This window comes from Streptomyces sp. NPDC088194 (genome assembly GCF_040702025.1).
In the GTDB taxonomy this organism is placed as follows: Bacteria; Actinomycetota; Actinomycetes; order Streptomycetales; family Streptomycetaceae; genus Actinacidiphila.
The window spans coordinates 20,293-39,431 of the sequence record NZ_JBFBIV010000080.1; the positions used below are offsets into that span (position 1 = coordinate 20,293).

Here is a 19,139-nt window from a genome sequence, read left to right on the forward strand (position 1 = left end):
AGAGGTGGTCCCCGAACCGACCGCACGGGGCGGCCGGGCGGGTCACAGCCACCCCTTCTCGCGGGCGATGAGGACGGCCTCCGCCCGGTTGCGCGCGCCGGTCTTCTGGATCGCGGTGGAGAGGTAGTTGCGCACCGTGCCCTCGGACAGCAGCAGCCGCCGGGCGATCTCCGCGTTCACCGAACCGTCGGCGGCGGCGTTGAGCACTTCCCGCTCCCGCCCGGTCAGCGGGTCCGCGCCCTCGGCCAGCGCGGCCGCGGCCAGCGAGGGGTCGATCACCCGCTCCCCCTGGAGCACCCGCCGTACCGCGTCGGCGAGTTGCGCGGCGGGCGCGTCCTTCACGAGGAACGCCTCCGCCCCCGACTCCATCGCGCGCCGCAGGTATCCGGGCCGGCCGAAGGTGGTCACGATGACGACCTTCACCCCGGGCGCCGCCTTCCGGAGCAGCCCCGCCGCCTCGATCCCGGTCATCCCGGGCATCTCGATGTCCAGCAGCGCCACCTCCGGCCGGTGCTCCAGCACGGCGGCCACCACCTCGTCGCCCCGCGCCACCTGCGCGACGACCTCGATGTCCGCCTCCAGCCCGAGCAGCGTGGCCAGCGCCTCCCTGACCATCGACTGGTCGTCGGCCAGCAGCACTCGGATCATCCCCGTCACCCCGGCAGGGTAGCGGCTCCGCTCGGCGGGGTCCGGCCCGGGAGCGGCGTCACCCGGTGATGCGCATGAGGGCGATGTGGTTGTCGGAGACGGTGAAGGCGAAGTCGGAGGGGCCGTTGAAGCCGTTGCCGCCGACCTCGGCGGAGACCGTCGTGGTGTCGCCTTCGGTGCGGGTGCCGGTGACCCGCAGGGTGACCTGCTTGCCGATGAACTCGGCGTCGCTCCACTCCCGGACCGCGTCGTGGCCGCGGAAGATCCGGCCCCAGTCGTCCACGGCCCCGTCCGGCGCGAACGCGGCAAGGAAGTCCTCGGTGTTGCCCGCGCTCGCCGCCTCCAGGGCCGCGGCGATGGGGATCGGCAGGGGCTCGGCACTGGTCATGCCCGCTCAACGAGGGCCCGCGGGCCAGGTCACGCACCATATGGGCCGACCGGGGGGCGGTCCGGGAACCGGCCGGGGCGAACCGGAGACCGGCCGGAAACCGGCGGGGAGCCGTTCGCGGCGCCGGCGCCGTATGACATCTGTCATGCGGATGTCACGACCGTACACACTGCCGCCGGGCTCCCCCTCGGACCACAGTGGTGCCATGACCGCAGCATCAGTGAGCACGACCACGCAACAGCAGGACGGGGCCGGCGGCCCGGGGCAACCCGTGGTGAGCTTCCGGGACGTGAGCAGGAGTTTCGGGGCCGTCCAGGCGGTCGCCGAGGTGAGCCTGGAGCTGCACCCCGGCGAGACGGTGGCGCTGCTGGGACCCAACGGCGCCGGCAAGTCCACCGCGCTCGACCTGCTCCTCGGGCTGAAGAACGCCGACCGCGGGGAGGTGAAGGTGTTCGGCACCAGCCCGACGCAGGCGATCGCCAAGGGCCGGGTCGGCGCGATGCTGCAGAGCGGCGGGCTGATGGAGGAGGTCACGGTGCGCGAGCTGGTGGGGCTCGCCTGCGACCTGCACCCGAAGGCGTACCCGGTGGACCAGGTGCTGGCCGCCGCCGACCTCACCGACATCCGGGACCGGAAGGTGAACAAGCTCTCCGGCGGCCAGGAGCAGCGGGTCCGGTTCGCGATGGCCACGGCCGGCGCGAACGACCTGATCGTGCTCGACGAGCCGACCACGGGCATGGACGTGAGCGCGCGGCAGGCGTTCTGGGCGACGATGCGTGCACAGGTCGACCAGGGCCGCACCGTGCTGTTCGCCACCCACTACCTGGAGGAGGCGGACGCGATCGCGGACCGCGTGCTGGTCCTGCACCGGGGCCGGCTGATCGCGGACGGCACGGCGGCGGAGATCAAGGCGCGCGCGGGGGCCCGCCGGATCACTTTCGACCTGGCCGACGGGATCGACGAGCAGGCGCTCGGCGCCCTGCCGAACGTGGTGGGCCTGGACGTGACCGGCCCGACCGTACGCATCCGCTCCAACGACGCGGACGCCACCATGCACGCGGTGTACGGGCTCGGCCTGTACCCGCGCAACCTCGAGGTCGCCGGGCTCGGTCTGGAGCAGGCGTTCCTCGCCATCACCGACGCGGCGACCAACGCAGAGGAGGCGGGGCAGCGATGACGACGCTGATCCGGCTGGAGATCACCCGCACCCTGCGGAACCGCAAGTTCATGTTCTTCTCGGTGCTCTACCCGGCGTTCCTCTTCCTGGCGATCAGCCTGAGCTACAAGAAGAGCGACACCGTCGGCGACCACGGGCTGTCGGCGGTGGCCTACCTGATGGTCTCGATGGCCGCGTTCGGCGCGATGACGGCGGTGCTGATGGGCAACGCCGAACGGATCGCGCGGGAGCGGGAGAAGGGCTGGGTGCGGCAGCTGCGGCTGACCGCGCTGCCCGGCCGCGGCTACGTCACCGCGAAGGTGGCGTCGGCGGCCACGGTGAGCCTGCCGTCGATCCTGGTCGTGCTGCTGATCGGCGGACTCGTGAAGAGCGTCCGGATGGACACCTGGCAGTGGGTGGCGATCGCCTTCAGCACCTGGGCGGGCAGCCTGGTCTTCGCCGCGCTCGGGGTGGCGATCGGCTATCTGGCCACCGCCGACGTGGCCCGGCCGATCTCCATGCTGTTCTACTTCGGCCTGGCGGTCCTGGGCGGCCTGTGGGTGCCGATCTACAGTTTCCCGCAGTGGTTGCAGAACCTCGCCGGCTACCTCCCGGCGCGGCCGTACGTGGCCCTGAGCCAGGCGATCGAGGTGGGGAACGCCCCGCACGTCAAGGACGTCAGCGTCCTCGTCGTCTACCTGCTGCTCTTCGCGGGGGCGGCGGCCTGGCTCTACCGCAAGGACACCCGGAAGGCGTGACCGTATGACCGGCGAGTGGTGGCGCCGCCGCGCCGGGGACGGCGCCCGGCGGGGCGGCGGTCCCGGCGCCGTACCCGAGGACGGCGGCGAGCCGTGGCCGAAGTGGCGGCAGGAGGTGGAGGACGCCGACACCAGCCCGATGGGCCGGCCGCCGGAGAACCGCCGGCAGGCGATGATCAAGCTGATGTGGATCGGCATCTGGCTGCTCTACCTGGCCTCCCCGGTGAGCGACCTGGCCGACGGCGGCCACTCGCTCGCCGCCGCCGTCCCTGCCGCCCTCGGCCTGATCGTGTTCGTCGCCGGGTACCTGGTGCTGGCCTTCTTCCGCACCAACAACCCCGGGCCGCCCCAGCCCTGGGTGTACGCCCTGCTGGTCGCGCTCGCCTCCTTGGCACTGGCGCTGTCGGCCCTGCTCGGCAAGAACTGGCTGGTGCTGTTCGTGTACGTGGGGGTGGCGTGCGGGGCGGCGCTGCCCGGCAAGGACTCGCGGTGGGCGGTCCCGCTCTCGGCGGCGCTGCTCGCCGCGACCGGGGCGGTCGTCGATCCGCACGGCACGCTCTACCCGTCGCTGCTGGTGCCCGCCCTGCTCGGCGGCTTCGCGATGATCGGCGTGCAGCAGCTCGTCCGGACCATGCGGGAGTTGCGCTCCGCCCGGGACACCGTGGCGCAGCTGGCCGCGACCGAGGAGCGGCTGCGGCTCGCCCGCGACCTGCACGACCTGCTCGGGCACTCGCTGTCGCTGATCACCCTGAAGAGCGAACTGGCCGGACGGATGCTGCCGGACCGGCCGCGGGACGCCGCCCAGCAGGTCGCCGACATCGAGTCGGTCAGCCGCCAGGCGCTGGTGGACGTGCGCGAGGCGGTCAGCGGCTACCGGCGCCCCACCATGGCCGCCGAGGTCGCCTCGGCCCGCAGCGCGCTGGCCGCGGCGGGCGTCTCGGCCCGGCTGCACGTGCCCGACCGGATCGAGGGCCTCACCCCGGCCGGGGAGGGCGCGCTGGCCTGGGCGCTGCGCGAGGCGGCGACCAACGTCATACGGCACAGCGGCGCGACGACCTGTGTGGTGGCCCTGGAGACGGGCGGCGGCAGCGCGACGCTGACCGTCTCCGACGACGGGCGCGGGCCGGACGACTCCTGCCCGCCGGGCAACGGCCTGACCGGGCTGGGCGAGCGGCTGATCCTCGCGGGCGGCAGCCTGAAGACCTCCCGGGCAGGTGACGGCGGCTTCACGCTCACCGCGACGGTGCCGCTCGCCGCGGCGCCGGTGGGTGCGAAACAGCCGCCGAACGGCGAGTAGTAGGGTCCGGGCTGTGCCCGAGACCCCCGAGATCCCCGAGATCCCCGCGCCGAGCCAGCCGATCCCCGAAGATCCCGAAGCCGCCGGAGCCGCCGGAGCCGCGCCCGCCGCGGACACCGACAGCGAGGGCGTCGACGCGACCGCGGATGCGGAGCCCGAGCACGGCGCCGCCGCACCGGACCTCGGCGAACCCGGCTTCGCCCACTCGGCCGCGGTGGTCGCCGGCGGCCTCGTCCCGGACTCCGTACTCCAGGTCGCCGCCCGCGCGACGCTGCCGTTCCAGGCGGCCCGCGCGGACCTGAGCTTCGCCACCGCCTTCTGGTACAACGACCTGATCGAGACCGGCGGCGACCACGAGGTCATCCGGCAGTACCTCGTCACGGCCGCGCCCCGCACCCGCTTCGAGATCGGGCAGTGGACGCTGCGCGGCGACCTCACCGACCCGGAACAGCCGCTCGACGAGCTGGTGATGGGCGGCTTCGCGAAGCGCTGGACGGTGCTCGACGGCCTCGGGGTCGCGGTGATGCCCACCGTGGACCTGCACCTGCACGCCGAACGCAAGGGCTGGCGCTGGGACACCCAGGAGATCACCGACGGGCTCGCCGCGCAGCCCGACGACATCGCGGCGATCGGCGACGACCCGCTGCCCGCGTACGTCCTCGGTCACGAGGCCGACGACAGCGGCGCCTCCGCGCACCCCGACCGGCCGCAGGCGCTGCTGGCGGGCGAGGTGCGCCGGGCCGCCCCCGACGCCCCGCTGACCTGGTCGGGTCCGCTGCCCACCGGCTTCGACGGCTCGCCGGTCTTCGCCGCCCTGCCGCTGCCCGACGAGCAGTTGAAGCTGCTCTGCCTGGGGGTGGCGCTGCCGGGCGCGGACGGGCCCGACGCGCCGGCGACCGTGGTGGCCTTCGCCGAGCTGCGCTCCGCCATCCACGCGCTGGCCCCCCGCCGCAGGCGCCACTGGTGGCAGCGCGGCTGAGGGGCCCGACCCGGGGAGCCGCCCGCGGGAGCCGGCCCGCGAGGGCCGGCTCGCAAGGGCCGGCCGAGGGGCGGCTCCGCCCGCTTCCTGACGGCTCTTGCCGGCTCCCGCGTGCTCCTACTGCTGGACCGCGTCCTGGAGCGTCACGCTGCGCCCGGCGACGGTCTTGGAGTTCAGCGCCTGGATCAGCGCGGTGGCGACGTCCTGCGGGGTGACCGCGGTCTTCGAACCGTTGCCGCGCTTCAGCAGCACCCCGTCGAAGGAGTTGCCGTACAGCGCCTGGAGCGCCTTCAGGTCGATGTGCGGGGCGAGTTGGCCGTCCGGCGTGGCCTGCATGGTGAGGAACTGCGGCAGCGTCTTGTTGAACGGCAGGTCCTTGCCCCCGGCCAGGATGTGCACCGGACCCATCATCGCGGTCTTGCCGAAGCCGTTGACCGCCTTGTCCAGCGTCGCCTGGGTGACCTTCGGCTGCACGGTGGTGCCCCGGAGGTCGATCGGGGTGTTGCGGCCGGACTCGGCCCGCAGCCGGTAGGCCGCGGAGACCTGGGTCGCGGCGGCGTTCACGTCGACGGACTGGCTGGGCTTGCCGGGCACCGCGACGGCCTTGCCGCCGGTGAAGCGCACCATGCCGTCCGTGCCCTTGCTCGACGGCCCCGCGACCGTCGTCAGCGCCGCCTTGAGCTTGTCCTGGTCGACGACGATCACCGGGTCCGTGACCTGGGTCCGGCCGAAGAGCGAGCCGACCACCGAGACCGGGTTGTAGTCGGAGTGCGCCACCTTGCGGACGGTGGCGTCGGTGTCGATGGACAGGCCCGCGATCGACGGCTTGAGCGAGTGCTGCTTGCCGTCGACGGTGACGGTGAGCGCCGCGGTGCCCCGGTTGCCGAGCGCGTGGTTCAGCTTCTTGACGGCCGTCGCCTGGCTGGTGTTGCCGATGTCCACGCCGAGCACGGTGGTGCCCTTCGGCACGTCGGAGTGGTTCATCAGCAGCCCGGCGCCGTACGCGAGGACGGCGGCGCCGACGACCGCGACACCGAGCAGCGCGAGCTTGGAGCGGCCCTTCTTGACCGGCTTGGCCGACTTCGCCGGTGTGGCCGGCGTGGACGGCGCCGCGGGTCCTGGCCGCGGGACGGACCCGGGGGCGCCAGTCCGGGCGGCGGCACCGCTCCGGGGCCGCCCGCGGCGCGGCCGGGGCCCTCCCCCGACGGCACCGGCGGGATGCCGCCGACCAGGGTGTCGCCGGCGCCCATCCGCCGGGGCGGCTCGGAACCGGCCGGGGCCGGCGGGCGGAAGGCGTGCTCGCCGGTGTCGCCGCCGATCGGCGGCACCCGCATGTCGCCGGTGGCCGGGCCGGTGGTGGCCCCGGCGGGCGGCGGCAGCGGCGCGGCGCCGCCGCCGGGCGCGAACGGGTCGGTGGGGATGCCGCGCGGCACCCCGGGCGGGAAGTCCTCGGTGCCGAACGGCGCCGGCCCGGAGCCGGGTTCGGCGCGGCCCTCGGCGCCCGCGGGGGTCTCGAAGGGCGAGGCGAACCCGCCCGACGGCGTGTCGTGCGGGCCGCGCGCGGCCGGGGCGTCGTCGAACGGCGAGCCCACCGGCGGCGGCAGGAACGCCTGCGGAATCTGCTGCGTACCGGTGTCGGAGTCGGTGAACGGCTCGGCGAACTGCTCGGTGTACGGCCCCGCGAAGGGGTCGTCCGCGCGCGGGGTGCCCCCGGCGGGGGTGCCCGCGCCGAAGAAGCCGTCCGCCACCGGGGACCCGGCGTCCGGTGCGTCGCCGCCGCCCGGGGACCGCACCGGCGGCACCGTGAAGCCGCCGCCGGCCGTCCCGTTGCCGGGCGCACCGCCACGCGGGAAGTCGCCCTGGAAGCCGTCGCCGGAGAAGCCCTCGGAGAAGCCGTCGCCGGTCGCCCCCGCGCCCGGGGGGAAGCCCGTCGGGGCCTGGCCGGAACCGCTGCCGGGAGCCGTACCGGTGTCCGTGCCGAAGCCGGGGCCGCCGCCCGGGAAACCCTCACCCGGGAAGCCGTCGCCCGGGAAACCCTCACCCGGGAAGCCGTCGCCGGGGAAGCCCTCCCCCGGGAAGCCCTCACCCGCACCGGAACCCGCGGCCGAGCCGGAACCGGAGCCCGTACCCGGAGCGGAACCCGCGCCCGTACCGGCGGCCGAGCCCGTACCCGAGCCCGTGGGGCCGACCGGCTTGCGCGGCGCGAACCAGTCGCTGGTCTTCTCCTTCTTCTCGGCCCGCTCCTGCGGAGCTTCGCCGCCCTGCCCGCCGTCGGCGGGAGGTTCACCGGCGGAGGCGCCCGCGGTGCTTGGGGCCGCGGTGTCCGGGGCACCCGCGCCCTGCGGTCCGGCCGCGGGAGCCGCGGCGCCCTCCTCGACGGTGGTGCGCATGACGACCGGCGGGATCGGCCGGGAGCCGGGGATGTTGATCCTGATCCGGGTGGTCAGCGTCGTCTCGGTCCTGGGCTCGCCGGCCGCGTCCGCGTCGGTGCCCTGCTCGGCCGCTTCGGCGCCGTCCTGCTCCTGGCCGGCCGGACGCGGCCGCTCCTGCGGGTGCAGCGACGGGAAGGGGCGGGGGCCGTAAGGCGGGGTCCCTGACGGGTACGCGGCACCGCCGCGTCCCTGGGGACCGGAGGACGAACTGTCAGTTTCACGACTCAAAGGAGGCTCTCCCGGTTAGCCACGCCGCCCGACACATCACTTGGCAGGCGGCTCGCCGGCGCACCCACCATACCGACCTGTGCGCGGAGGCGACTGCGGTCCGGCGGAACGCTGGGGCACACCCAACCATGCGTCGGCCCCTGCCCGCCAAGTCAGGCCCTATTCGTGCCGGATGAGGGTACTTGGGGCAGCGTGGCGCAGATCACCGCCGACAACGCCCCGCCGAGCAGGTAGATGTACGGCCCGATGCCGGCGGCGAGCAGGAAGTCGCCCTCCGGCTGGGAGCCGCTGAGCAGGATCACGCACACCAGCCAGACCGCGGCGGGCACCACGGTGCCCAGGCGGGTGCCGGTGAGCTTCCCGCCGCCGTAGAAGGCCGCCACGCACCCGGCGAGCGCCAGCAGCAGCCCACCGGGCTCCCAGGCGGCCTGCACGAGGGCGCCGGCCACCGCGATGGCCACCGCGAGCACGGCGAGGCCGAAGTACCCGGCGATCCGGGCGCCTTGCGTCCCCCGCGGGTTGCTGGACAGCGGCCGGATCACCGGCGTACGGGACGGGGCCGGACCGCGGCCGGCGGCGGGGCGGCTCATCGCGCACCGCCCGGCGCCTCGGCGGACTCGGGCTCCGCGCCGAACAGGTCGTCCGCGCGGCCGGTGGACTCGCCCCGCACCTGCCGGTAGTACTCGACGGCGAAGAACGGCTGGCCGAGGTCGTTGGAGAGCGCGAAGAAGGGGCCGTCGACGGCGATCTGGGTGGCGTGCGCCCGCATCGCGGCGGTCTTGCGGTCGGCGTAGGCCGAGCCGTCGACCGACGCGGTGACGAGCGCGTCGTCGACCACGCCGGGGACGTCGTCCGGGGTCGCGACGCCCTTGAACGGGAAGTCCCGGCCCTCGGCGGCGAGCCGGTCGAAGCCGGCCTGGACGACCGAGCGGGGCGTGCAGATCTCGTAGACGCGGTCGATCCGGTGGCCGCGGTCGGCGGCGAGTTCGTAGCCGCGCATGGCGACGCGGTGCGCCTGGATGTGGTCCGGGTGGCCGTAGCCGCCGTTGTCGTCGTAGGTCACCAGGACCTGGGGGCGCACCTCAAGGATGACGTCGGCGAGGTGGCCGGCCGCCTCGTCCAGGTCGGCGCGCCACAGGGAGGCCGGATGGTCGTTCTGGGCGACGCCCATCATCCCGGAGTCGCGGTAGCGGCCGGGGCCGCCCAGGAAGCGGTGGTCGGTGACGCCCAACGCGGCCATGGCGGAAGCCAGTTCGCCGATCCGGTGCTCGCCCAGGGTGTCGTCGCGGTCCGCGGCGAGATGGGCCAGCTCCGGCGGAATGACCTCGCCCTCCTCACCGAGGGTGCAGGTGACGAGGGTGACGAGGGCCCCCTCGGCCGCGTACTTGGCCATGGTGGCGCCGTTGTTGATCGTCTCGTCGTCCGGGTGGGCGTGGACGAACAGCAGGCGCCGCTCAGGAGGGCCGTCGGGAGCATCGGTCATGGTCGAAGCCTACGGCTCCGCCCACCGGACCCGGGCAGCGGCCGCCGCTGCTGCCCGCCGTCCGCTTACCCGCCGGTATGACCGTCAGATCTTGATGTTGGAGATCGTCTGCGCCACGTTGCTGGTGAGGTCGGTGATCTGGGGCGCCCACGAGGAACTGGCAAGGTAGAAGCCGAGCAACGTACAGGCCACCGCGTGTCCCGCCTTGAGTCCCGATCGGCGGATCAGCAGGAACACGATGACTAGCAGCAGCAGCACCGCCGAAATCGAGAGTGCCACAGCGGCTCACCTCCTCATACGCAGGGTCCATGTCAGTTGCCACATGCTTATTACCCACCCACGGCTACGGATCATAACTTTCCGTGCGACCGCATATGTCGGAGCACGGAAGCACGCGGGGGCGCATGACCAGATCCAGCCAACGGCCGTGCCCGGTACGGCGGGTGGGCCGGCGCCGGACCGCCAGGTCAGGGCGGCGCGGGCGGCGCCGGGCGCTAATACAGGGGCGATTGTCGGTGCCACCCTCTAGGGTCGCGGGTATGACGTACCTCTCATTCCCACGGCAGCACGCGAGGACACAGCGGTTCACTCTCGGGGCGCCGCGGGCCTTCGCGGTCGCGCCGGGCGGGGACCGGGTGGCGTTCGTGCGCTCCCGGTCGGGCACCGAGCGGGAGCAGTTGCTGTGGGTGCTGGACCTGGCGGAGGGCGGCGCGGACACGGCGGCGGTGGAGCGGCTGGTGGCCGATCCCGCCGCGGTGCTGGGCGGTGCGGACGAGGAGTTGCCCGCGGCGGAGCGGGCCAGGCGCGAGCGCAGCCGGGAGGGCTCCGCGGGCGTGGTGGCCTTCGCCGTGGACCAGGCGGTCGAGCTGGCCGCCTTCGCGCTGTCGGGGCGGCTGTTCGTGGCGGATCTGACCGCCGTGGAGACGGCCGCCGAAGGGACAGCCGAAAAGGCGGCCGCAGGCACCGGCGGCGGCGGCGCGCCCGCGGTGCGCGAACTGCCGGTGCCCGGCCCGGTGGTGGACCCGCGGCCGTCCCCTGACGGCCGCTGGGTGGCGTACGCGGCGGGCGGCGCGCTGCGGGTGGTCGGCGCCGATGGCGCGGGGGCCGACGACCGCGCGCTCGCCGAGCCTGACGGCGCGTCGGTGACGTGGGGGCTGGCGGAGTTCGTCGCGGCCGAGGAGATGGACCGCACCCGCGGCTTCTGGTGGGCGCCGGACAGCAGCGCGCTGCTCGTCGCCCGGGTGGACGAGGCACCGGTCCAGCGCTGGTGGATCTCTCAGCCCGCGCACCCGGACCGGCCGCCGGTCGAGGTGGCCTACCCGCAAGCGGGCACGCCCAACGCGGAGGTGACGCTGGCCCTGTTCACGCTGGACGGCTCGCGCACCGATGTCGAGTGGGACCGGGACCGCTATCCGTACCTCGCGTCGGTGCACTGGTCGGCGGCCGGTCCGGCGCTGCTGCTGGTGCAGACCCGGGACCAGCGCGCGCAGGCATATCTGACCGTGGACCGTAAAACCGGCGCGACCGAGACGGTGGCCGTCGAGGAAGATCCAACTTGGCTGGATCTCTTCCCCGGTGTGCCGGTCCGCACCCCGGCCGGCGAGCTGGTCACGATCACCGACACATCGGGAGCACGTGCCCTGAAGGTGGGCGAAAGGACGCTGACCGGCCCGGAGTTGCACCTGCGGGCGGTGCTGGACACCGGCGCCGAGGACATTCTGGTGACCGCCTCCTCCGGTGAGACGGCGACCGAGCCGGAGATCGGCGAGGTGCACGTCTACCGGGTGGACCACCGCGGCACGGACGCCGCCCCGGTCCGGGTCTCCACCGAACCGGGGGTGCACACCGCGGTGCGCGGCGGCGGCCTGACGGTGCTGACGACCTCCACCCTGGACCGCCCCGGAGCGGTGACCCGGGTGCTGCGCGACGGCGCCGAGGTCGCCCGGATCGCCTCCCATGCCGAGACCCCGTCCCTGACCGCGCGGCCCCGCCTGCTGGAAGCCGGGCCGCTGCGCATCCCGACCGCGGTCCTGCTGCCGACCGGCTGGAGCGAGGACGACGGCCCGCTGCCGGTCCTCCTCGACCCGTACGGCGGCCCGCACGGCCAGCGGGTGTACGCGGCGCACAACCCGCACCTGGTCTCGCAGTGGTTCGCCGACCAGGGCTTCGCGGTGATCGTGGCCGACGGCCGCGGCACCCCGGGGCGTTCGCCCCGGTGGGAGAAGTCCATCGCCGGCGACTTCGCCGGGATCTCGCTGCCCGACCAGGTGGCGGCGCTGCACGCGGTCGCCGAGCGGTATCCGCTGGACCTGGGCCGGGTGGCGATCCGCGGCTGGTCGTACGGCGGCTATCTCGCCGGACTCGCGGCCCTGCGCCGTCCGGACGTCTTCCACGCCGCGGTGGTCGGCGCCCCGGTCACCGACCTGCGGCTGTACGACACGCACTACATGGAGCGCTACCTCGGCGACCCCCGCGAGCAGCCCGAGGTCTACGAGGCGAACTCGCTGGTGGGCGACGGCGGCCTGGTGCGGGCCGCCGAGCCGGCCCGGCCGATGATGGTGATCCACGGCCTCGCCGACGACAACGTCCTGGTCGCCCACTCGCTGCGGCTGTCCACCGCGCTGCTGGCGGCCGGCCGGCCGCACGAGGTGCTGCCGCTGTCGGGGGTCACCCACATGACCGCCCCCCAGGAGCAGGTAGCCGAGAACCTGCTGCTGCTCCAGGTGGACTTCCTCAAGCGCGCCCTCAGCGGCCGCCCGCACGGATAACCCGCCGGCCGCAGCCGCAGCCACGGCCCCGGACGCCGCCCCACCCGCCGGCCGGACCGCCGAAGAACCCGCGGAGCGCACCACCGAAGATCCCGCCCGAAGCCCCGGACACATCGCGTCCGGGGCTTCGGCGTGCATACGAACCGGAAGGAATGCTCACACCATTCCGGCCATGGGGAGGACGGCGAGGTTAGGGGGAACGGCCGGCCGGGGACCACATCATCACGAGCCCCGACCGGCCTACGGCACCCGCACGGCCGTACGTTGTTCAGACTGCTCGGTCCGTATATCGGAGCTGCGACAGAAAAGTTGCTTGCATGTAAACGCGCTACGTCCCAAAATATCCGTTTTGCCCGTTTCAAATATCAGATGTCAAGCACGTACGGACACCAATCTGCAAAACCTTCGCTCAAGATGCCAAACAACAAGCTTTCTTCCCTCCTTCCCCCCTTGACTGGAAGTTGATTCCATTGCGAAAGTCCCGCTCAACACGCGTTGCGCATCGGCGTTGTACGCACGTTTTCGGTCCCGGGGAAGTGTGATGACAAGTCCTAGTAAGGCTGCCGCTGAGAGTGCCGGCAGCCTCACTCTCGACCCAGAGGGCGGCAACCCCGACCCCGGGCAGCACCAGGCACCCGAACTGGTGGGCCGGTCGCCGCGGCAGCTTGCCTGGATCAGGTTCAAGCGCGACAAGATCGGCATGCTCTGCGCCGTCGTCGTGGCGATCTTCATCCTGGTCGCGATCTTCGCGCCCTTGATCGTCAAGCTGTACGGCCAGAACGCGTACTCGCTCTACGGCCAGGACGACGGCCTGCTCAACGCCTACGGCCTGCCGATCAAGCCCAACGGTGGCATCGACGGCACCCACTGGTTCGGCATCGAGCCGCGCCTGGGCCGCGACGTGCTGGCGCTGCTGATCTACGGCATCCGTACCTCGCTGGGCGTCGCGGTGTGCGTGACGATCCTCTCGGTGGTCCTCGGCGTCGTGGTCGGCCTGGTGCAGGGCTACATCGGCGGGCGCACGGACTACTTCGTCGGCCGGGCCTCCGACTTGATGATGTCCTTCCCGCAGCAGCTGTTCTTCATCGCCTTCACGCCGGTGATCCTCTCGCTGTTCGTCAAGCCGGGTGCCGGCGAGCCCACCTACCTGCGGTTCACCGCGCTGGTGCTGGTGCAGTTCATCCTGGGGTGGATGTCGCTCGGCCGCCTGGTGCGGGCACAGGTGCTGTCGCTCCGGGAACGCGAGTACATCGAGGCGGCCAAGCTCTCCGGAGCGTCCAGCGGCCGCATCATCCGCAAGGAGCTGCTGCCCAACCTGTGGACCACGATCCTCGTGCAGTCCACCCTGCTGGTGCCGGTCAACGTGACGGCCGAAGCGGGTCTGTCCTTCCTCGGCGTCGGCATGCAGCAGCCGACCCCGGACTGGGGACTGATGTTCCAGGACGCGGCCGCGAACTACCAGTCCGACCTCACCTACATGTTCTTCCCCGGCATCGCGATGGTCATCTTCGTCGTCGCCTTCAACCTGCTCGGGGACTCAATCCGGGACGCTCTCGATCCCAAGACCATCCGCTGATGAGTGTCCACGTCGTCTCGCCGGTCCCGGGGAGCGGCAAGGCCAGTTCGATGACAGGCAGGAATAGATGAAGAAGCGTAGGGCGTATAGCGCCGCAGCTGTGCTGTCGGTGGGGGCTCTGGCCCTGAGCGCATGCAGTAGCGGCAACGGCGGGGGCGGGTCCGACAACCCGAGCAGCGGCAGCTCGACCGCCGCCACCACTGCGAAGGTGCAGGCCATCACGGTGGGCACCGCGGCCGACTCGGTCGGCCCGGCGCCGGCCGTCGCGGGGGCGAAGAAGGGCGGCACCGCGATCGACCTGGAGCCGGCCGGCATCAACCACCTGGACCCGGCCGAGGCGTACGTCAACCAGGAGCAGGTCATCGGGCAGCTCTTCAGCCGCCAGCTGACCAACTACAAGATCGACCCGACGACCGGCAAGACGGTCCTCGTGGGCGACCTCGCCACCGACACCGGCACCTCCTCGGACGGCGGCAAGACCTGGACGTTCCACCTCAAGGACGGCCTGAAGTGGCAGGACGGCACGCCGATCACCTCTGACCAGGTGAAGTACGGCATCGAGCGGCTGTTCTCCAGCTTCGAGACCGCCGGCCCGCAGTACATCCAGCAGTGGCTGACCGGCTCGACGGACTTCCGCAAGGTCTACGGCGGCCCGCAGGGCGGCAAGTCGCTGCCGGACTCGGTGCTGGCCACCCCGGACGACAAGACCATCGTCTTCCACTTCAAGGCGCCGCACGCCGACGCCCCGTACGCGATGGCGCTCTCCGGCTCCGGCCCGATCCTGAAGGCCAAGGACACCGGCCCGAAGTACGACACCGCGCCGTTCTCCGACGGCCCGTACGTGGTCAGCAGCTACAAGCCGGGCAAGGCCCTGGAGCTGACCCGCAACAAGTACTGGGACCCGAAGACCGACCCGATCCGCGGTGCGTTCCCCGACAAGTGGGACATCCAGCTCGGTGTCGAGCAGCCCGGCCTGACCCAGCGCCTGGAGCAGCAGAGCGGCAGCGACAAGAACGCCGTCTCGCTGGTCCAGTCCGCCGACCCGACGCAGATGTCGGTGCTCGCCGGCTCGCAGTACAAGTCGCGGCTGGAGAGCAACTACCAGCCGTTCGTGGACGTGTTCAACATCAACGTCTCGCGGATCACGAACGTGAAGGTCCGCCAGGCGATCATCTACGCGTTCCCGATGCAGCAGGTGCAGACCGCGCTCGGTGGCCCGCAGCAGGGTGAGCTCGGCACCAACCTGATCGGCCCGACGGTCTCCGGCTTCAAGGCGTCCGACCCGTACGGCAAGCTGACCAAGCCGCTCGGCGACCCCGAGAAGGCCAAGGAGCTGCTCAAGGAGGCGGGCGTCAAGGACCTGCACCTGTCCTTCGCGTACTCCAACTCCGGTCAGCGCTGGGCGAACGTCGCCACCACGCTGAAGAACTCCTTCGCCAAGGCCGGCATCACGCTGGACGCCAAGGCCATCGACCCGACCGCGTACTACACGCTGATCGGCAAGAAGGACAACCCGTACGACCTGTACCGCACCGGCTGGGGCAGCGACTGGCCGAACGCCTCCACCGTCATCCCGCCGACCCAGGACGGCCGGCTGATCGCGGACGACGACCCGAACTACTCGCACCTGAACGACCCGAAGGTCAACAGCGAGATCGACCGGATCAGCAAGATCACGGACCTCAACCAGCAGGCCGCCGAGTGGCAGACGCTGGCTGAGACGATCATGAAGACCGACGCGCCGGAGATCCCGTACCTGTACGACAAGTACTACAACATCTACGGCGAGGGCCTCGGCGGCGTCAGCTACAACTCCGCCTACGGCACGATCAACCCGAACACCATCTACGTGAAGTAGTCGGCACCACCGGCGTCGGCCCCGCGGCACCATCGCGGGGCCGGCGCCACCGGCGCGAGCCGAAAGCTCCACCCGATCCCTCCCGCTCTCGACCGGCGCCGCCACCCGCGGCCCCCCTACGGAAGAGCCCGACCCCATGCTCCGTTTCCTCACCCGCCGGGTGCTAGGCGCCGCAGTCATCCTCGTACTGATCAGCCTGGTGACATACCTGCTGTTCTTCGCCCTGCCGAGCGACCCGGCACTGCTGTCCTGCGGCAAGAACTGCACGCCGTCGAACATCCGCCAGATCCACAAGAACCTCGGTCTCGACAAGCCGGTCATCGTCCAGTGGTGGAACTACCTGATCGGCATCTTCGGCGGCCGTCACCTGCCGATGGGCAACTGCCCGGCACCGTGTTTCGGGCTCTCCTTCAACAACCAGACCCCGGTCTGGTCGCTGCTGAAGGACCGCTACCCCACCACCCTGTCGCTGGCCATCGGCGGCTCCTTCACCTTCCTCGTGGTCGGCGTCGGCCTCGGTCTGATCTCCGCTTGGAAGCAGGGCTCGATCTTCGACCGCGCCGCCAGCTCGGTGTCCCTGCTGGGCCAGTCGGTGCAGATCTTCTTCATCGGCCCGCTCGCCATCTACGCGTTCTCCTACAAGCTGGGCTGGCTCAACCGCGGTGGTGACCCGAGCTGGACCAGCAACCCGGGTGCCTCCTTCTCCGGCATGGTGCTGCCGTGCCTGGTGATGTCGGTCATCTTCTGGTCCAACTACAGCCGCCAGACCCGCTCCCTGATGGTCGAGCAGCTGTCCGAGGAACACGTACGGACCGCCCGGGCCAAGGGCATGGGCGCCCGCTACGTCTTCCTGCGGTACGCGCTGCGCGGCGCCATGGGCCCGATCATCACGATCTTCGGCATCGACCTCGGGTCGGTCTTCGGCGGTGCGATCATCACCGAAGCCACCTTCGGCCTGCACGGCCTGGGCAACCTCGCCGTCTCGGCCGTCACCCAGCAGGACCTGCCGCTGGAGATGGGCGTGATGCTGATCGGCGCCACCTCCATCGTCGTCTTCAACATCATCGTCGACGCCTGCTACGCCCTCATCGACCCACGGATTCGGCTCGCATGAACCCGGCGCACCCCCTACCGCACCAGGCTCCGGACCCGAGGAGAGCCCCGAAGTGACCACAGTGACCAAGCCGGACCCCGCACCCGAACCCAAGGGTTCGCTGAGCACCGACCCGTTCCTCTCCGTCCGCGACCTCTACGTGCGGTTCGCGACCGAGGACGGCACCGTCAAGGCCGTCGACGGGCTGTCGTTCGACCTCGAACGCGGAGAGACGCTCGGTATCGTCGGCGAGTCCGGGTCGGGCAAGTCGGTGACGAACCTGGCCATCCTCGGGCTGCACAACCCGCGCAACACCACCATCAGCGGCGAGATCACGCTCGACGGCCAGGAGCTGACCGGGGCGAGCAACCGCACCCTGGAGCGGCTGCGCGGCAACAAGATGTCGATGATCTTCCAGGACTCGCTCACCGCGCTGTCGCCCTACTACACGGTGGGGCGGCAGATCGCCGAGCCGTTCATGAAGCACACCGGCGCCTCCAAGCGGGAGGGCCGGAACCGGGCGATCGAGATGCTCGCCAGGGTCGGCATCCCGCAGCCGCAGACCCGGGTGGACGACTTCCCGCACCAGTTCTCCGGCGGTATGCGGCAGCGCGCGATGATCGCGCTGGCGCTGGTCTGCGACCCGGAGCTGGTGATCGCGGACGAGCCCACCACGGCGCTCGACGTCACCGTGCAGGCCCAGATCCTCGACCTGCTCAAGGACCTCCAGCAGGAGACCGGCACCGCGATCATCCTGATCACCCACGACCTGGGGGTCATCGCGAACACCGCGGACAACGTGGTCGTGATGTACGCGGGCCGGGCGGTGGAGCGCGGCACCACCCGGGAGATCCTGAAGTCCCCTGAGCACCCGTACGCATGGGGCCTGCTGGGCTCCATCCCGCGGCTGAGCGCCTCGGTGGACGTGCCGCTGGCACCGATCCCGGGGACCCCGCCGAGCCTGCTGAACCCGCCGTCGGGCTGCCCGTTCCATCCCCGGTGCGCCTTCGCCGAGGCGGTCGGCGGCGACCGGTGCAGCACGGAGCGGCCGCAGCTGCCGGACGGACGGGGCTCCGCGTGCCACCTGACCGCAGAGCAGAAGCGTGACATCTTCATCGAGCAGATCCAGCCGCGGCTGCGCTGACCGGGAGTCGAGGAACCAGCAATGAGTGAACAGCAGAAGCCGAGCCTGGAGAAGGGCGCTACGGCCGACGCGGCTGCGGTGACGGAGGAAGCCGGCGCGGCGCCGGAGACGGCCGTGCCGGTCAAGCGCCCGGAACCGGGCGAGCGGCTGCTGGACGTCACCGGCATGCGCAAGTACTTCCCGATCCACGGCGGCTTCGTGTTCCAGCGCCGGGTCGGGGACGTCCGGGCGGTCGACGGTGTCGACTTCCACATCGACAAGGGCGAAGCGCTCGGCATGGTCGGTGAGTCCGGCTGCGGCAAGTCCACGACCGGACGACTGGTCACCCGTCTGCTGGAGCCGACGGCAGGCCGGGTCGAGTACGCCGGGCAGGACATCACGCACGCCTCCCGCAAGCAGCTGGCGCCGATCAGGTCCGAGATCCAGATGATCTTCCAGGACCCGTACGCCTCGCTCAACCCGCGGCAGACGGTCGGCAACATCATCTCCGCGCCGATGGAGATCAACGGGATCAACCCGGCCGGCGGCCGGGAGAAGCGGGTCCGCGAGCTGCTGGAGACCGTCGGTCTCAACCCCGAGCACTACAACCGCTTCCCGCACGAGTTCTCCGGCGGCCAGCGACAGCGCATCGGGGTGGCCCGCGCCCTGTCGGTGAACCCGAAGCTGATCGTGGCCGACGAGCCGGTCTCCGCGCTGGACGTCTCCATCCAGGCGCAGGTGGTGAACCTGCTGCAGAAGGTGCAGAAGGAACTCGGCATCGCGTTCCTGTTCATCGCGCACGACCTGGCGATCGTGCGGCACTTCTCGCAGCGCATCGCGGTGATGTACCTGGGCAAGATCGTGGAGATCGGCGACCGCGACTCGATCTACACCAAGCCGCGCCACCCGTACACCCACGCGCTGCTCTCCGCGGCGCCGGAGGCGGACCCGGACGACAAGGGCCGCGAGCGCATCCGGCTGGCCGGCGACGTGCCCTCGCCGATCAACCCGCCGTCCGGCTGCCGGTTCCGCACCCGCTGCTGGAAGGCGCAGGACGTCTGCGCCGAGCAGGAGCCGCCGCTGGTGCAGCTCGGCGACAGCGTGGACGGCCACATGACCGCCTGCCACTTCCCCGAGGAACCGACGGTCACGGCGCGCGAGGAGGACATAGTGCTCGACCCCGCGCTCGCCGCTGCCGAGGAGTCGAACGCGGTGGCCTCCGCGTCGGAGGAGTCCGCCTGACCCTGACCGCCCGACTCCTGAGCGCCTGACCGTGGCCACGGCCACCGCGGGCCCGTGCGGTGCCGAACGCCAGGGCCGTGTCCCGACTCCCTGCGGGGAATCCCGGACAC

General features: G+C 71.9%; 17 protein-coding genes. 10 read left to right on the forward strand and 7 right to left on the reverse strand.

Features of this window, described 5'->3' with window-relative positions; genetic code table 11:
- Positions 1 to 42 precede the first annotated feature (42 nt).
- Both AB0399_RS31795 and AB0399_RS31800 read right to left on the reverse strand, forming a co-directional pair.
- Positions 43 to 648, reverse strand: coding sequence for a response regulator transcription factor (locus AB0399_RS31795; protein WP_366413677.1), 606 nt, complete (start codon positions 646 to 648; stop codon positions 43 to 45).
- Between the two features lie 58 nt (positions 649 to 706).
- On the reverse strand, positions 707 to 1,036 hold the full coding sequence (locus AB0399_RS31800; RefSeq protein WP_329365127.1) for a nuclear transport factor 2 family protein: 330 nt from the start codon (positions 1,034 to 1,036) through the stop codon (positions 707 to 709).
- A gap of 205 nt (positions 1,037 to 1,241) precedes the next feature.
- On the opposite strand from AB0399_RS31800, the gene AB0399_RS31805 reads away from it, so the two are divergent.
- The 4 genes from AB0399_RS31805 (at position 1,242) to AB0399_RS31820 (ending at position 5,226) form a co-directional block, all read left to right on the forward strand.
- Complete coding sequence (locus AB0399_RS31805) at positions 1,242 to 2,213, forward strand: ABC transporter ATP-binding protein (protein ID WP_329365128.1); 972 nt, start codon at positions 1,242 to 1,244, stop codon at positions 2,211 to 2,213.
- Positions 2,210 to 2,950 (forward strand): ABC transporter permease, encoded by a 741-nt coding sequence (locus AB0399_RS31810; RefSeq protein ID WP_329365130.1) that lies wholly within the window; start codon positions 2,210 to 2,212, stop codon positions 2,948 to 2,950. Before AB0399_RS31805 ends, AB0399_RS31810 begins: the two co-directional genes overlap by 4 nt.
- 139 nt (positions 2,951 to 3,089) lie before the next feature.
- Entirely contained in the window at positions 3,090 to 4,247 is a 1,158-nt protein-coding gene (locus AB0399_RS31815; RefSeq protein ID WP_366413678.1) for a sensor histidine kinase, read from the forward strand.
- Between the two features lie 13 nt (positions 4,248 to 4,260).
- Complete coding sequence (locus AB0399_RS31820; RefSeq protein ID WP_366413671.1) at positions 4,261 to 5,226, forward strand: hypothetical protein; 966 nt, start codon at positions 4,261 to 4,263, stop codon at positions 5,224 to 5,226.
- A 117-nt stretch (positions 5,227 to 5,343) separates the two neighbouring features.
- On the opposite strand, the gene AB0399_RS31825 is transcribed toward AB0399_RS31820, so the two are convergent.
- From AB0399_RS31825 to AB0399_RS31845, 5 genes are all read right to left on the reverse strand, one after another.
- Positions 5,344 to 6,210 carry a hypothetical protein gene (locus tag AB0399_RS31825; protein WP_366413672.1) on the reverse strand — a complete coding sequence of 289 codons (867 nt, stop codon included), beginning with the start codon at positions 6,208 to 6,210 and terminating at the stop codon, positions 5,344 to 5,346.
- Positions 6,210 to 7,886, reverse strand: coding sequence for a hypothetical protein (locus AB0399_RS31830; RefSeq protein WP_366413673.1), 1,677 nt, complete (start codon positions 7,884 to 7,886; stop codon positions 6,210 to 6,212). Before AB0399_RS31830 ends, AB0399_RS31825 begins: the two co-directional genes overlap by 1 nt.
- A 152-nt stretch (positions 7,887 to 8,038) precedes the next feature.
- Complete coding sequence (locus AB0399_RS31835) at positions 8,039 to 8,476, reverse strand: DUF6113 family protein (RefSeq protein ID WP_329365136.1); 438 nt, start codon at positions 8,474 to 8,476, stop codon at positions 8,039 to 8,041.
- Complete coding sequence (gene mshB, locus AB0399_RS31840; RefSeq protein ID WP_366413674.1) at positions 8,473 to 9,369, reverse strand: N-acetyl-1-D-myo-inositol-2-amino-2-deoxy-alpha-D-glucopyranoside deacetylase; 897 nt, start codon at positions 9,367 to 9,369, stop codon at positions 8,473 to 8,475. The genes AB0399_RS31835 and mshB overlap by 4 nt, the downstream gene beginning before the upstream one ends.
- Positions 9,370 to 9,453: 84 nt before the next feature.
- On the reverse strand, positions 9,454 to 9,648 hold the full coding sequence (locus tag AB0399_RS31845) for a hypothetical protein (protein WP_328468859.1): 195 nt from the start codon (positions 9,646 to 9,648) through the stop codon (positions 9,454 to 9,456).
- Positions 9,649 to 9,908: 260 nt separating this feature from the next.
- Between AB0399_RS31845 and AB0399_RS31850 the strand changes: the two genes are divergently transcribed.
- From AB0399_RS31850 to AB0399_RS31875, 6 genes are all read left to right on the forward strand, one after another.
- Positions 9,909 to 12,137 (forward strand): alpha/beta fold hydrolase, encoded by a 2,229-nt coding sequence (locus tag AB0399_RS31850; protein ID WP_366413675.1) that lies wholly within the window; start codon positions 9,909 to 9,911, stop codon positions 12,135 to 12,137.
- A gap of 541 nt (positions 12,138 to 12,678) precedes the next feature.
- Positions 12,679 to 13,713, forward strand: a complete 1,035-nt coding sequence (locus AB0399_RS31855; protein WP_329365142.1) for an ABC transporter permease — start codon at positions 12,679 to 12,681, stop codon at positions 13,711 to 13,713.
- A gap of 100 nt (positions 13,714 to 13,813) precedes the next feature.
- Positions 13,814 to 15,571, forward strand: a complete 1,758-nt coding sequence (locus AB0399_RS31860) for an ABC transporter substrate-binding protein (protein ID WP_366413676.1) — start codon at positions 13,814 to 13,816, stop codon at positions 15,569 to 15,571.
- A 136-nt stretch (positions 15,572 to 15,707) separates the two neighbouring features.
- Positions 15,708 to 16,685: an ABC transporter permease gene (locus tag AB0399_RS31865; protein WP_329365145.1), complete on the forward strand. Its 978-nt coding sequence runs from the start codon at positions 15,708 to 15,710 to the stop codon at positions 16,683 to 16,685.
- Between the two features lie 61 nt (positions 16,686 to 16,746).
- Positions 16,747 to 17,808 (forward strand): ABC transporter ATP-binding protein, encoded by a 1,062-nt coding sequence (locus AB0399_RS31870; RefSeq protein ID WP_366413679.1) that lies wholly within the window; start codon positions 16,747 to 16,749, stop codon positions 17,806 to 17,808.
- 21 nt (positions 17,809 to 17,829) lie between these two features.
- Positions 17,830 to 19,029: a dipeptide ABC transporter ATP-binding protein gene (locus AB0399_RS31875; RefSeq protein ID WP_329365147.1), complete on the forward strand. Its 1,200-nt coding sequence runs from the start codon at positions 17,830 to 17,832 to the stop codon at positions 19,027 to 19,029.
- Positions 19,030 to 19,139 lie beyond the last annotated feature (110 nt).